Annotated in this window: 7 protein-coding genes and 2 tRNA genes; 1 reads left to right on the top strand and 8 read right to left on the bottom strand. The window is 61.7% G+C overall.

All coding sequences use genetic code 11. The features are described from left to right. Positions 1–27 precede the first annotated feature (27 nt). Positions 28–4,656, top strand: a complete 4,629-nt coding sequence (locus tag FHK92_RS21650) for a non-ribosomal peptide synthetase (protein ID WP_181289870.1) — start codon at positions 28–30, stop codon at positions 4,654–4,656. A 55-nt stretch (positions 4,657–4,711) separates the two neighbouring features. On the opposite strand, the gene FHK92_RS21645 is transcribed toward FHK92_RS21650, so the two are convergent. The 8 genes from FHK92_RS21645 to FHK92_RS21610 all read right to left on the bottom strand — a co-directional run bounded on the left by FHK92_RS21645 (position 4,712) and on the right by FHK92_RS21610 (position 14,704). Continuing rightward, positions 4,712–4,999, bottom strand: coding sequence for a DUF3325 domain-containing protein (locus tag FHK92_RS21645; protein ID WP_258232716.1), 288 nt, complete (start codon positions 4,997–4,999; stop codon positions 4,712–4,714). A 16-nt stretch (positions 5,000–5,015) separates the two neighbouring features. Next, positions 5,016–6,563 carry a PepSY-associated TM helix domain-containing protein gene (locus FHK92_RS21640; RefSeq protein ID WP_181289866.1) on the bottom strand — a complete coding sequence of 516 codons (1,548 nt, stop codon included), beginning with the start codon at positions 6,561–6,563 and terminating at the stop codon, positions 5,016–5,018. Next, a complete protein-coding gene (locus tag FHK92_RS21635; RefSeq protein ID WP_181289865.1) occupies positions 6,563–6,874 on the bottom strand; it encodes a hypothetical protein in 312 nt (103 codons plus the stop codon). The genes FHK92_RS21640 and FHK92_RS21635 overlap by 1 nt, the downstream gene beginning before the upstream one ends. A gap of 91 nt (positions 6,875–6,965) precedes the next feature. Next, complete coding sequence (locus FHK92_RS21630) at positions 6,966–9,047, bottom strand: TonB-dependent siderophore receptor (RefSeq protein WP_258232715.1); 2,082 nt, start codon at positions 9,045–9,047, stop codon at positions 6,966–6,968. A gap of 246 nt (positions 9,048–9,293) precedes the next feature. Further along, complete coding sequence (locus tag FHK92_RS21625) at positions 9,294–10,958, bottom strand: cyclic peptide export ABC transporter (RefSeq protein ID WP_181289863.1); 1,665 nt, start codon at positions 10,956–10,958, stop codon at positions 9,294–9,296. A 45-nt stretch (positions 10,959–11,003) separates the two neighbouring features. Further along, complete coding sequence (locus FHK92_RS21620; RefSeq protein ID WP_181289862.1) at positions 11,004–14,279, bottom strand: non-ribosomal peptide synthetase; 3,276 nt, start codon at positions 14,277–14,279, stop codon at positions 11,004–11,006. Between the two features lie 271 nt (positions 14,280–14,550). Beyond that, positions 14,551–14,626, bottom strand: a tRNA-Gly gene (locus FHK92_RS21615). A gap of 2 nt (positions 14,627–14,628) precedes the next feature. Next, positions 14,629–14,704: transfer RNA gene (locus tag FHK92_RS21610), tRNA-Glu, on the bottom strand. Positions 14,705–14,808 lie beyond the last annotated feature (104 nt).

Genomic DNA, 14,808 nt, shown 5'->3' with positions numbered 1-14,808 from the left:
TGCCCCCCATTTCCAAGGCCTTATCTTATGTCCAGCAATGCCTTAGAGGGTTTTCGCCCTGCCCTGCAACAAAACCTGTACTGGTCGCGTGCCATCGATCGCAACGCCGCGCTGCTCCTGACCCTGGCCTTGCCTGGCACTGTCGACGGTGCGCGCCTGCGCTCTGCCCTGGAGCAGGTGCTAGACCGTCACGAAATACTGCGCACACGCCTGGTGGCCGCACCTGGGATGGAACTGCCGGTTCAGGTGATCGCCGAACGGATCGACATCGACTGGCGAGAAATCACCACGCCGCTGTCTTCTGTCGATGACCTGAAATCGGCGTTGCGCGAAGCCGTGAGCCGAGACACTGCACCGGCCATGGCGGTTGCCCTGTTGCCATCTTCCCTGTTGGTCGCGCTACCTGCCGCCAATGCCGACGCCACCACATTGGAGCACCTGCTTTCGGAGTGGCAAGCGCTTTACCTGGGCAATCGGCCGGAAGAAGACGCCGTCCAGTTCGCCGACTTCGCCGAGTGGCAGTACGAGTACACCAGCGGCAGCGACAGCGACGCCGGCCGTGCCTTCTGGCAACGCCAACAGGCACCGGACCTGATGACCGCGATGCACCCATTCCAGCGCGCCACGCCAAGCGGTGTACGGCAAATGGCCCTGGTTGAACAGACGCTGGACGCCGAACTGCAAGACCGACTCAAGAGTGCTCTCGCTGGCCTCGACACCCCGGCGCAAAATCTGTTTGGCGCGTGCTGGGCGGTGTTGCTCAGGCGCCATCTGGGCCAGCCTCAAGTGATGCTCGGCTGGGAACATTCCGGGCGCAACAGTGCCACGCTGACGGCGATGGGCCCCTATGCCAAGCAACTACCCCTGTTGCTCACATTCGATGACAGCCAGTCATTGACCAGCCTGCTCGCAGAATTCTCCACGCTGCTGACCGAGGCCCAGACCTGGCAAGAAGCCTGGCCCGCTCATGCGACACCGACGCCGTTCGGCTTTCGCTTGCGCAAACCGGCGCCCTCTGCCTGGACAATGCAGGCAGTGGAAGGTGAGCAATGCCCGCACTCACTGCTGCTGGAGGTCACCGAACTGGCGCAAGGGTTCGAATTTCGCCTGCACTTCGACGCCTCGGCGCTGGGCATCGACGCCGCGCGTTTGCTGCTCGATCAATTCCTGACCCTGTGCGTACAGGCCAGTGATGCCAGTTCACGACCGTTGAGCGAAGCCAACGGCATCAGTCGCGCCCATCGGGACTGGTTGGAATCCTTGAACCAGACCGCCACACAACTGGCGAGCCCGGCGTTGCTGCACCATCTGTTCGAGCAACAGGCCGACCTGCAACCTGACGCCATCGCCGTCACCCACGGTGACGTCCACCTGAGCTACCAGGCGCTGGAATGCCAAGCCAACCAAGTGGCGCACCGGCTGCGCGAGGCGGGCCTGACCGCCGGGCAGCCGGTGGGATTGTTCATCGAGCGCTGCAGTGAGGCCCTCGTCGGCATCCTGGGCATTCTCAAAGCGGGCGGCGCCTATTTACCACTGGACCCGACGTACCCCGCCGAACGCCTCAGCGACATGCTCGAGCAGACTGCGGCCCCGCTGCTGCTGAGCCTGAGCCACCTGCAATCGCGCCTGCCAGCGGGCAACTACCAAACGCTATGGCTCGACCATCCGGCCAGCGACAGCACCTTCGACCAGCGTCCCGAACCGATCAGTGACGCGGACACCCTGGCTTATCTGATTTTCACCTCCGGCTCCACCGGGCGCCCGAAAGGCGTCATGGTGACTCACCGCAATGCCGTGCATTCGACTTCGGCGCGGCAACTGGCGTATGAAGAGCCTCTCGAGTCGTTCCTGCTGGTATCAGGGCTGGCCTTCGACAGTTCGGTGGCGGGTCTTTTCTGGACCCTCGGCCGTGGAGGCCGCCTGTGCCTGCCCCAGGACGACCAGGTCCAGGATGCCTTGGCGTTGGGTCGCTTGATCGCGACCCAGCGCATCAGCCACACCTTGATGTTGCCATCGCTCTACGCCCAGGTCCTGGAGCAGGCCGCTGACCAGTTGGGCAGCCTGCGCTGCGCCATCGTCGCCGGCGAAGCCTGTCCCGCAGCCCTCGCCCGACACCATCGCGAACGCTGCGAACACGCCCAGCTCTATAACGAATACGGTCCGACCGAAGGCACCGTGTGGTGCAGTTACTACCGCGCCAGGGGTGACGAGCACGGGGTATTGCCGATCGGCAAGGCCATCGCGAACATGCAAGTGTTTGTCCTCGACGGGCAAATGCGCCCGGTGGCGGCAGGCGTGGCGGGCGAAATCTACCTCAGCGGCGCCGGCATTACCCAGGGCTACCTGGGCCGCGCGGACCTGACGGCCGAGCGCTTCCTGAGCAACCCGCAGGACGCCCAGGGCAGCAAGTGGTACCGCAGCGGTGATATCGGCCGGGTCAATCCCGATGGCGATATCGAGTTCCTCGGGCGTGTCGACGACCAAGTGAAAATCAGGGGTTTCCGCATCGAGCTCGGGGAAATCGAAGCCCGCCTGCTGAGCCATCCCGGGCTACGTGAAGCCGTGGTCCTCGCCCGACCGAACGAGGTCGGGGACACCGAGCTCGTCGCCTATCTGGTAGCGCGCGAGGCCTGCCCCGGGGCTACCGCGTTGCGCGAGTACCTGGGTGCCCAGTTGCCGGACTACATGCTGCCAAACGCCTACGTGATGCTGTCGGCTTTTCCCCTCACCCCCAACGGCAAGCTGGACCGCAAGGCCTTGCCGGCCCCTGCCCGCGAGCGCCAGATCAACTACCGGGCGCCGCGCAACGAACGCGAGCAACTGTTGGCGACGCTGTGGACGCAAGTGCTCGGCGTGGAACGTGTCGGCCTGGACGATAATTTCTTCGAACTGGGCGGGCATTCCTTGACCGCGACCCGATTGGTGTCGCGACTGCGCAGCAGCCTCGGGCTCGAGGTGCCGGTGCGGTCCCTGTTCCAGCATCCGACGTTGGGCGAATTCATTGACCAGGCGCTGCCAAAGGCCGATGCCTCGACCTTGCCGCCCATCACCGCCCGACGCCACCAGCCTTCGACGGCGATGTCCTACGCTCAGGAACGCCTCTGGCTGTTCGATCGCCTGCATCCGGGAAGTACCACCTACAACGTGCCCGAGTCGGCTCGCCTGCATGGGAACCTAGACGTGCTGGCGCTGGAGCGCAGTTTTGCCCTGCTGCTGCAACGCCATGAAGCCCTGCGAACCACCTTCACGCTGGAAAACAATCAACCGGTACAGCGTATCGGCGCGGCGCAGGGTTTCACGCTGCCATTGATTGACCTGAGCCATCTGGGCGAAAGCGATCGGCATCAGCGCCTGCAAACCGAACTCCAGGCCCAGGCCGCGCATCCGTTCGATCTGGCGCAGGGGCCTTTGATCCGTGCAGGCCTGATTCGGCTGTCGGCCCAGGAGCATGTGTTGTGGCTGACCTTGCATCACATCGTCTTCGATGGCTGGTCGATGCGCGTGTTTACCCGCGAGTTGACCCAGCTCTACGCGGCATTGAGCAAGGGAGAGGCTTCTCCCCTGGCCGAACCGGCCTTGCAGTACGCCGATTTCGCCCAATGGCAACGCCGTGAGCTCAGCCACGAAGTGCTCAAGCCGCAACTGGACTTCTGGCTGCAACACCTGGGAACCGAGCGAACGCTCCTGCAACTGCCTTGCATGTTGCCGCGTCCGGCGTTGCCCAGTCATCGGGGCGCCGAATACACGTTCGAGCTCGGCCTGGAGACCACGCAAGCGCTGCATGCCTACAGCCGTGAACAGGGCGCAACGTTGTTCATGACGTTGTTGGCGGCGTTCAACGTATTGCTGGCTGGCCATAGCGCACAGCAGGCCATACGGATCGGCATTCCCATTGCCAACCGTCATCGCCAGGAACTGGAAGGCCTGATCGGCTTCTTCGTTAATACGCTGGCCTTGCGCACGGACCTGTCAGGCAATCCGGGATTCGACTCCCTGCTCAAACAAGTACGCGATAACCTGCTGAGCGCCCATGCCAACCAGGACTTGCCGTTCGAACAATTGCTGCAAGCGCTGCCCAGCGCCCAGCAACACAGCGCGCCGCTGGTCCAGGTGATGTTCGACCTGCACCGCGAACGCATCCTGACTTCTTCGGAGTTTGGCGACCTGAGGATCGAGCCGGTCAAAGAGGACAACGGCAAGCGCAGCACGCTGTTCGACCTGATGCTCGATGTCAGTGAGCGAGAGCAAGGCCTGATCGCGACGTTCACCTACAGCACCGATCTGTTCGAACACGACAGCATCGTGGCGCTGGGCGCAGATTTCCGTGCCCTGCTCGATACCATCCTGGGCCAGGCATCACCTTCCTTCGAAACGCTGTCCAAGCAGCTCAGCCCTATGAACCGACCCCAGGTGGAACGCTCGGCAAATCCGCGAGCTCAGGTTTTCGAGGCGTTGCGGGCGGTGCTTGAACTCGCCGATCCAGACGAGCAGGCGAACTTCTTCGAAATCGGCGGCAGTTCGCTCAAGGCCGTATTGTTGTGCGCCCGGCTACAGGAATGGTGGGACATAAAAATCCCCGCTCACCTGGTCTTCCTGAACCCGATATTGGCTGACCTGGCCAACGTCTTGAGCCGTTACGCCAAAAGCGCTGGCTAGCCAAATGACAGGCCTCGGGGGGAACCCCTCGGGGCCTGTCGACCAGCACAGGCACTCAAGTGCCGAACAGACGTCCCACCCCGCGCAGCCACGCACTTCGCCAGCAAAGCAACAGCGTTACAACCATGCCGCAGGGCACCAGCCCCAGGAACCAGAAGACCGTGCCCATGGCGAACCCCAAGACGGCCTGGCTCAACACCCATGCCAGGACCAACGCCGATAACGCGCCCCAGCGCAACGCCCGGGTCCCTGGGAATGCTTCATTCGCCATGACCTTGCGCCAATGAACGATCTGACTCAGGGCCAGCATGCTGAGCCCAGCCACCAGCAAGATCATCACCATAAGGCTCGACAATCCCTCAACCATTCTTCACCTCACCGAGGGCGACGGCCGCGCCTGAGCGACCACGCAATCGCCAACCAACTCTTGCCACCAGCAGCGCAACCCCCAGCAGGACCAAATCCACCCCCGCCACTGCCGTGAGCCCGTGTTTGATGGCCTGCCATGGATGATCGCCGGTACTCCAGGCATTCGAAACCACCGCCAGCACGGCCAACACGCTGATCGCCAGGCAATGGACTGACCACGGCGCGCGCCGTTGCGGTGATCGCCAGATAGCGTGTGCGGCATGGGCGGTCGCCAACAGCCAGGCACCGTAGAACACCTGGACCTCCCAATCGGCCCGGGCGTTCAACCCCACCGGCAGCCAGCGATTGGCAACGAGCATCGCCAGGGTGGCCAGTGGCATCCCGGTGATCAGTGCGCTGGTAAACAGCGTCATCGAGGCAATGCCGAACCGCCCGTTGGCGTTCTGCAGCCGGCGCTTCTCCAGCCAGTACAACAGGCCGCTGCCCAGCATCACGCAACCACTCAAGCCGGCGAGGAAATACAAGGCGCGCAACCACGGCTGCTGGAAATGCGTAACGTGCAGGCCCGCCAGGAACTTGAACGTCCCGGCAGCGGCAGGCAACCGTGACTCGTGCAACAGGCTGGCGCTGGCGCCGTCGAAATACAACGTTTGTTCGTCCTTGCTGAGACGGTCGCCGGCAGAGCGACTGATTTCAACGTACGCGTTGGCGTCCCCCGGATGCCACACCCTGAGGAACGTGGGCTCGCCGTTGCCCCAGTGCAACCGGGCTTGCGCCATCATCTGATCGAGCGACGCGAGGGGCCCCGGCGTACCTGAAGCTTGGCGACGGTACGCCGCGCTGGCTTCGGCACCGAACTGATCGGCCTGCTCCTGATACACCGCTTGGACGCCGGCGGGCAGGTACAACGGAAACAGGATCAACAAGCCGGTCAACATGATGACGAAATGAAACGGCAGGGCGAACACCCCGGTGAGGTTGTGCAAATCCAACAAGCGCCGGGGTGATTTATCAGCGCGCAGGGTAAACATGTCCTGGAAAAGCCGGGCATGGATGCAGACCCCGGCAATCAGCGCAATCAAGCCCACCATCGCCGCCAGCCCGAGCAAACGGGTACCGGCGCTCCAGGTGGCAATGTTCAGGGTGTAATGCAATCGATAGAAAAAATCGCCGCCGCGACTGCCGGCGTCCGGCAACACCTGATCCCCCGTTGGAGCGAGAAATCGACTGTAGCCTTTGCCCTCGAGGGTCCAGGCTTGGAAACGCAGCAACGGCCGACGAGCATCGGGCAATTCGACGTACCACTGCATGAGCGGTTTGCCCTCGCTCAGGCTTGCGACATGGGGCAGCACACGCCGATCCAGGGAGATCGGCGCATCGACAGGCGCCAGGCGGGTCTGCGGCAACATCCAACTGTCCAGCTCACGGTCGTATACCGCCAGGCTGCCCATGAAAAAGGCAATCAGCAACAGGCCGGAAAACCCGACACCGATGAACCGATGCAACCACAGCATGGACTGGCGCGCACTGTCGAACATCACGATCCTCCCGCCAGACAGTGGGCCATCCCCAGCGCCAGCAAAGACGCGCCAGCGACCAGTAGACCGTTGCGCCTGGCGGGGCGGGCGCAGAATAACCAGAGCACCAACAACGGATAACTTACAAAAGCCGCTATCGTGCTCGCCAGCACCGCTTCACTTCGCTGCAGGCCCAGCCACGACAGGCCCAGCCCCGCCAGAGTCGTCAGCGCCCAGACGCACAGATAGCCGATCGACAACGCCAGCACCAGCCATACCGTTCGTTGCCGATCCAGCGCCTTCTTGTCCTGTTTTACCGTTCGACGCGTCACCCTACCCTCCCTGATTACCCGACAGGCTGCCCGATAACGACAAAAGCCCGGCCATACCGAAGTATGCCGGGCTTGTTCCGGGCTGTCCCGGTCAGAACTTGGCGCGCAACGTCATGGACACTGCACGGGGATCACCAAAGATATTCCCGTCCTGGAAAGTGTTGATGCGCTGGAAATATTTCTTGTCGGTCAGGTTGGTACCGAGCAGGTCAGCCGACAGGTTCGGCGTGATCTGGTAGCCGATGCCAGCATCGTACAGGGCATAGCCGCCCTGGCGCAGTTTGGTGCCATCCATGCCGATCGAAGGAACATCCAGCTTGTTGAACGTTTCGCTGACAGCACTCACGCCGCCCTGCACGCTCCACTTTTCAAACTCGCCCGACAATTTGTAGAGCGTCCAGACGCGCAGCATGTTTTTCGGCAGGTAAGTCTGCAGCTGCTCGTTGGGGCTGTCGTAGCGTTTGTAGGTGTGAGTGAAGTTGGCGGTGAGGAACCAGTCCGGCGTCAACTGCCCGCTCAGCTCAGCTTCGAAACCCCGGGTCCTGGCCTTGCCGCTGGCGACACTTGCCCGGGAGCTCGGGTCGTTCATGTCGGGAACCGCGCGGTTTTCTTCTTCGATCTGGAATGCCGCCAGCGAAGCGTTCAACGCGCCGTCAAGGAACTCGCCCTTGATGCCCAGCTCGTACTGCTCACCTTCGAGCGGCTTGAGAATGCCGTTTTTCCTGTCCAGGTTGCTGACCGGCTGCGGCTGGAACACGCCGGCGTAGTTGCCGTACAGCGAGTAGGTGTCGTTGAGCTGATAGATCAGGCCATAGAACGGCGTGAACTTCTGCGAAACTCCATCGCTGACTTTTTCCGCGGGTGAACCTGGGGTGGGCTGATGCTGGCTGCGGTGCATATCCAACCACGTTACCCGTCCGCCAAGAACCAGGGTCAAGGGGTCCGCAAGGCTCAGGCGCAGGTTGCCATAGACCGCTTTGGAGCGGGTGTTGGCCACGCTGGTCGGCAGTTTGTCCGAGTCCGGGAACGCTGGATAAGGGAAGTCCACCTGCGGATCGTCAAGGTCCACATTCCCCAGGACGTTGGAGAAGTATCCACCGTTCGAGGAAAACTCGGAGCGCGAGTAGTTGGCGCCGACCAGCAGCTTGTGCTCACGGCCGAGGAAGTTGAACGGCCCGTCGAGGTAGACGTCCGCCTCGTCCTGCTTTTCCCGATAGTCGAACATGACCGAGTTCATGGACACCAGGTTGTCCGCTGGGTTGATTCCTCCGCTATTGCGAGCATAAGCCTGGGTCAGGTCATAGTTGTTGTCAGCGTGACGCAAGGCCAGTTTGGTGGTCCAGCCGTCGCCCAACTGGTGCTCGACTTCGGTGAAGACAGCGGTACTCCAGAAGTAATCGCGGTTCCAGTCGGCGCCGAAGAAATCCTTGCGCGAAGCGTCCGGCAACGACATGGCCGGTTCGCCGGCGGCGTTGGTGTAGCGATAGGCTGGCAGCGAGCGCTGGGCGCCCCGGATATCGGTGTTCTGGTTGCTGGCACCGATGGTCCAGACGGTATCGGGCGTCAGGTCGATGTCGACAACGCCGTAGATCTGGTTCGACTCGCGCTTACCACCACCGTCGTAGTAGAACCCTTGCTGGCGTTCGCTGAGCACCAGGCGTCCACGTACATTGCCGCTCTCGATCAACGGTCCGGTGACGTCGACCATGCCCCGATAGTCGTCCCAGGATCCGGCGCCGATCTCGACCGACGCTGCCGCCTCGCTCAATGGACGCTTGCGTACCAGGTTGATGCTGCCGCCGGGGCCGCCGGCGCCGGTCAGGCTGCCGGCCGGGCCCTTGAGCACTTCGACGCGGTCGTACATGGTCAGGTCCGGAGACAGGAAAATCCGGTTGTCCATGGTGGTCGGCGTGCCGTCCAGCTGCAACGAGGTGATCTCGAAACCACGGGAATAAAAGCTCAGGCGGCTGGCGTCGATACGCTGCACGGTGACACCGCCGACCTTGCCCAGGGCATCCTCGAGGGTATACAGGTTCTGCTTCTGGATACGCTCCTGGCCGATCACGTTGATGGTCTGCGGCACTTCACGAAGACGCAACGGCACCTTGGTCCCCACCGACACCGTCGGCGCTTCAGTCTGCATGCCCACGATCGACTGCATCGGCAGTGTCATCGTGCTCGTCGTCTCCGTTGGCGCCTGTGTGGCTTCGCTTTCTTCTGCCCATGCCGACGTCGTGAGCAACATCCCCCCGCTCACCATCGGTACCAACAGCAGATTCCCCACCCTGGTCGTCGGTCGACCTTTAGCCCGTTGTTGCATGCCGCTTGCTCCTATGTGTGGCCCTATCAGGACCCTCATTTTTTTGATTGTTGTAGTGCGAAAACGCTGCTCGCCAAGAAACACTGCAGAGACTGTCTTTCAGACAGGAATACAACGCTCCGGCCCTGAAAGCTGTTCGACATCCGCCCCGGCAGCGTCGAACGGATACAGCTGGCCGCCATCGCACTTGAGAACCCGATCCGCGATGGAGAAATAACGATCGTCATGACTGATTGCGATGATGGTTTTGCCCTGGGCTTTCAGCTCAGGCAGAAGCTCTTGATAGAAGAACCCGCGAAAACCGGGATCCTGGTCCGCAGCCCACTCATCCAGCAACAGGATTGGCCGTTCTTCCACCAATGCCACCAGCAACGCCAGCCGCTTGCGCTGGCCTTGGGACAGTCGGGTGGTGGACAGGCCGCCCTGTTCGTCGATGGTGACCTTGCGCTCCATGCGCAGACGCTCCAGCCATGCCTGCGCCAGGTCCCTGTCAAAGTCCCCGCTCGGGCCGACCAGGCGCTCGAATAGATAGAAGCTGGAGAACACAGTGGAGAAATGCGACCGGTACCAGTCCCGCAACTGGGGTGTGATTTCCACGCCTTGCAGGCACAGGGTGCCGGTGCTGGGTTCGTACAACCCGGTCAGCAATTTGGCCAGGGTCGACTTGCCGCTGCCGTTGCCGCCGACAATGAACAGGATTTCACCCTTGGCAACACTCAAATCCACCGGCCCCAGGCGGAAACCATAATCGTCGGCCGCGTGGGGATAGTCGTAGCCCAGCCCGCGCAGTTCGAGCATGGGTTGCCGCAGGTCCGGCTCGCCGGTCCGGGTCGAGAATTCGGTGCGATAGTCAGCGAAGGCCAGGGTCTCAATCTTGGCCAGCGACACGTTGCCCGCCACCAGGGTCGGCAAGCTTCCGATCAGGTCATTCAGTGGCATGCGCAAGAACATCAACACCAGGACAAAGGCACCTATGACGCCGTTGCTCAAGCCCAACCAGGCTCCGGCGGCGAACAAACCGCCCGCCAGCGCCAGGATCAGGGCCACGGTCCAGTTCAGGCTCAAGGTCCAGTAACGATCGGCGTGCACTTCGTTGCGCCGGGCGTATTCGGCGGCAGGTTGCAGGTCCAGTGAATAAAAGCGCTCCTTGCGCCGGGCGTTGAGAGCCAGCTCAAAACGCCCCTCGATGGCGCCTTGGTAAGCGGCGTACAAGCGGTCGTCGGTTTCCCGCACGCGAGTCATCAACTGGCGCATCTTGTTGAACCAGCCGTGGGCCAGCCAGGTCCCCAGGCTTAAGCCCACGGCGCAGATCAGCAACAGCTGCCAAGACAACCAGGCCATGTAGAGGCAACCACCGAGCATCAGGACGGTGTTATAGAACACGAACGGCAAGCGGTTGAAGGCTTGGCCGATGCTGACGATATCCTTGCTCAGCGTCGCATACAGGCTGGCTTCGCCGATTTTTTCCAACTGTTCGATGGAGGTGTCCAGCAAGCGCTTGACCATTTGCAGGCGCAACTCGTAGACCACTCGATGGCCCAGCGCGGTCAGCAAGGCCTGGGAACCGAAGCCGCAGGCAAACAGCAGCACCAGCAAGCCAAGAAACTTCGCACCCAGCAACGGATCGATGACGACTGCACCCGAAATCAGGCGATTGATTTCATTGAGCAACCCAATGCCGGCAGCGGCGCTGACCAGGCTGGCCAAAAGGCCCAGGCTCAGCAACGTACGGTGACGCTTGAGCAGAGATAAAAACAGGGTCATGCAAATTCCTCGGAAGCCGCATAGGCGCGTGGCGGATCGAATGATTTATTCGAAGGCCAGCAACAATTTTTCAATGGCAGACAATTCATCAACCTCGGGCGTAGCGCAGGCTCGTTCGATCAGCGCCGCCATGTCGCTGAGCACCGGGCAAGCGAACAACTGCGCGAGTGCGACCTCACAACCGAACTGATGCCTGATCCGCGCCTGAATCCTGACCAGTTGCAGCGATTGCGCGCCCAGCCGGAACAGATCGGAGTCGGCTGCGATAGGCGAGACCCCTAGCACGTCTTTCCATATTTCAGCGAGGCCGGCCTGCCAATGGCCCACAGGCTTTTCGCCGCCCTCCCCGGCGCTCCAGACTGGCTCCGGCAATGCCTTGCGATCGACCTTTGCGTTGGTGTTGAGCGGCAGTTTCGTCACCACCACAAAAGCTTGTGGAATCATGTAGGCCGGCAGCCGCTCGCGCAGTCGCTGGGTCACGGCCGCATTGTCGACCTCGGCGATTTCACCGCACAGATACGCCACCAGCACGTCCTGATTACCCGGGCCGCGTCGCAACACCACCACAGCCTGGGCCACGCCTGGCAACGCGGCCAATGCCGCCTCGATCTCACCCGGCTCGATGCGGAAGCCGCGCAGCTTGATCTGGAAATCGCTGCGTCCCAGGAACTCCAACCCACCGTCATCGCGAAAACGCGCACGATCACCCGTGCGGTACAACCGGCTGCCCGCCTGGACGCCCGGCGCATCGGCCTGTACGAAGGGATTGGGAATGAATGACGCGGCGGTCAATTCCGGCCGATCAGCATATCCCCGGGCGACACCGCTGCCGCCGATGTACAGGTCGCCAGCAACGCCAACCGGCTGCGGCTCAAGGAACTCATCCAGGACATACAAGCGGTTGTTGGCCAACGGACGACCAATCGGGATGACCGCACTGTCCACCCGGTCCACGGCGTGCACCGCCGACCACACCGTGGTCTCCGTGGGTCCGTAGACGTTCAACAGCCTGACCTGACGCGCCAACAGGCGTTCAGCCAGTTCCGAGCCCAGGGCTTCGCCGCCGCAAAGGACGCGCAACCCTTTCCAGGCGGTTGAATCGTGATCGACCAGCATCTGCCAGGTGGCCGGTGTTGCTTGCATGACACTGATCCCATGGCGCTCGAGCATGTCGATCAGTTCCGTTGGGGCCAAGGCGGCTTCGCGACTGGCCAGGACCACCGTCGCGCCCTGCGTCAACGGCAGGAACAGTTCAAGCCCGGCGATATCGAAGCCCAGCGTGGTCACCGCCAGGAGCCGATCGGTATTGTCCAACTGCGCGTGCTCTTGGATACCCAGCAGGAAATTGGTGAATGCCTGGCGCTCGATGTCGACGCCTTTGGGTCGTCCAGTGGAGCCGGATGTATAAAGGGTATAAGCCAACTGACGGGGATGGCTGTCCAGCGCCAGGTTGGTATCGGGCAATGCTGGCAGTGCATCGTCCAGCGACTCCAGCGTGATCACCCGAGCGGCGGAACCCACCACGCCTCGCAAGGCCTCACGTGTCAGCACCAGGCCAGGACGGGCCTGCTCGATGATATCGGCATTGCGCGCCGCGGGTTGACCAGGGTCGATTGGCAGGTAGGCGCCGCCGCTTTTCTGGATGGCAAGCAACGTCACCAGCAAATCAGCTTCGCGATCCAGGCAGACGCCTACCCGTAGCTCCTCGACAATACCGGCCGCTCTCAACCAATGGGCCAGTCGATTGGCACGGGCGTTAAGCACTGCGTAACTCAACTGTTGGTCGCCGCAGATCAACGCGCAGCGATCTGGATCGCGATCGACCTGTCGCTCGAACAAGCTGGGCAAGTCTTGAGTCGGTAATAGCGCGCGTTGAGTCCGGTTCCAGGCCTCCAAGTGGTGGGAGCGTTGGGCCTCATCGAGCATCGGCAGATGCCAGACCGGCACGTCGGGTTGGGTCAACAAGCCGTCGAGCAATTGCCGGTAGCATCCGGCGAGACGCTCGGCGGTGGCAGGCGTGAACAGGTCAAGATTGTATTCCAGCTCGCAATACACACCGTCTGGTCGAACCGCTACGTCCAGGGTCAGATCGAACTTGGCGCTGTCCTGGGTCGGCAATACGCGTTCGACCTCGAGTCCGGGCAGCGCAAGGTTGACTGCCGAACCCGTGCTCAAATTGAACATCGCCTGGAACACCGGAGTGCGGCTGACGTCACGCTCGACTTCAAGATGTTCCAGCAAAAGCTCGAACGGAAGCTCGGCGTGCTGCAGCGCGGACAGCGACTCACCGCGCAGACGCTGGCATAGCGCACGGCCCGTCAGTTGCGGGTCCAACTGGACACGATAGACCAGGGTATTGACGAAGAAACCCAGCAACTGCTCAAGCTCTTCGCGGCTGCGCCCCCCGTGGGGCACGCCCACGGCGAATGCCTGCTGCCCGCTATAACGCGCCAACAGCAATTGCCAGGCTGCCAGGAGAATGACAAAGGGGGTCGATGCGCAATCGCGGCAGAACGCCTGGATCCGGCTGCACTGCCCGGGGTCCAGGCCGAACCGCAGCCGTTGTCCACGCTGGCTTTGCTGGGCGGGACGGGTAAAGTCGGTAGGCAACTCCAGCACCGGTACCGACGGGCCGAGATAGTTTTTCCAGTACTCGAGATCAGCCTGCACGCCGTCGGTGTCCAGGCGTTCACGCTGCCAGATCGCATAATCGACATATTGCACGGGCAACGGGGCCAGGGCCGGGGCCTCACCTCGGATAGCCTGCGCATAGGCCGTCGCGAGATCACCCACCAGAATCGGATTGGACCAGGCGTCAGTGACGATGTGATGCATTTTCAAGAGCAGCGCATGGCAGGACTCTTCATAGCGAATCAGTTTCACTTCCAGCAACGGCGCCTGGGAAAGCATAAACGCCGCCCGGTCCTCCAGCGCCATCAACGACGCCAGGTGCTGAAGCCGTGATGCACGATCGATGCCTGGCATCTCGTACCGCTGCAGGGCAAACGACACCTCATCCAGCAGCTCTTGCCGGGGTTCGCCATCCACTTCGATAAAACGTGTGCGCAAGACCCCATGGCGCTTGATCAGCGCCTCGAACGCAAGGCGCAAAGCGCGAACGTCCAGATTGCCAGTCAACAAAAAGGCGCGGGTCAGGTTGTAAGCCGTAGCATCCGGTTCCAGCCGCTGCAGGAACCAGAGACGCTGCTGCGCGAAGGAAAGGACCTGAGGCCCGCCCCCATACTGCCTTTGAAGACTGTCCGGCAGCTGCAACTCATCGTCCTGAAGCAAGGCAAGCAAAGCATCATCAAAGTCATTCATCGGCGCTTCTATATCCTTATACGGTCCGACCGGTAACAAGGGGAACGAATATTAGATGCCAATGATAATTAATGTCAATTGCAACGAAGCGCTTTCGTGCCGTTTTGTATTGGCTGGAAGCACTTGATCAGGACGCACGGGATAGCGCAGCGCGGTTCGATGACGACGCTGGGGCGGGATTTCGAATAAAAAATCGCAAGAACGAAAAAAGGACCCGAAGGTCCTTTTTTGGCCGCCCGCAGAGCTCATCAGAACTCTGAAGCGAGGTATTTGGAGCGGGAAACGAGACTCGAACTCGCGACCCCGACCTTGGCAAGGTCGTGCTCTACCAACTGAGCTATTCCCGCATTGGCGTCCCCTAGGGGACTCGAACCCCTGTTACCGCCGTGAAAGGGCGGTGTCCTAGGCCACTAGACGAAGGGGACACACTAACTGAAACACATGGTGTGTATTCCAGTGCCCAAATCCGCACCCGAAGATGTCGGCTCTGGCTTCACTCAGCCCTGCCCGAAAGCAACGCTGTTTAAAA

The sequence above is a fragment of the Pseudomonas brassicacearum subsp. neoaurantiaca genome (genome assembly GCF_013608025.1).
Lineage (GTDB): Bacteria > Pseudomonadota > Gammaproteobacteria > Pseudomonadales > Pseudomonadaceae > Aquipseudomonas.
This window is presented reverse-complemented; position numbering and strand designations above follow the sequence as displayed.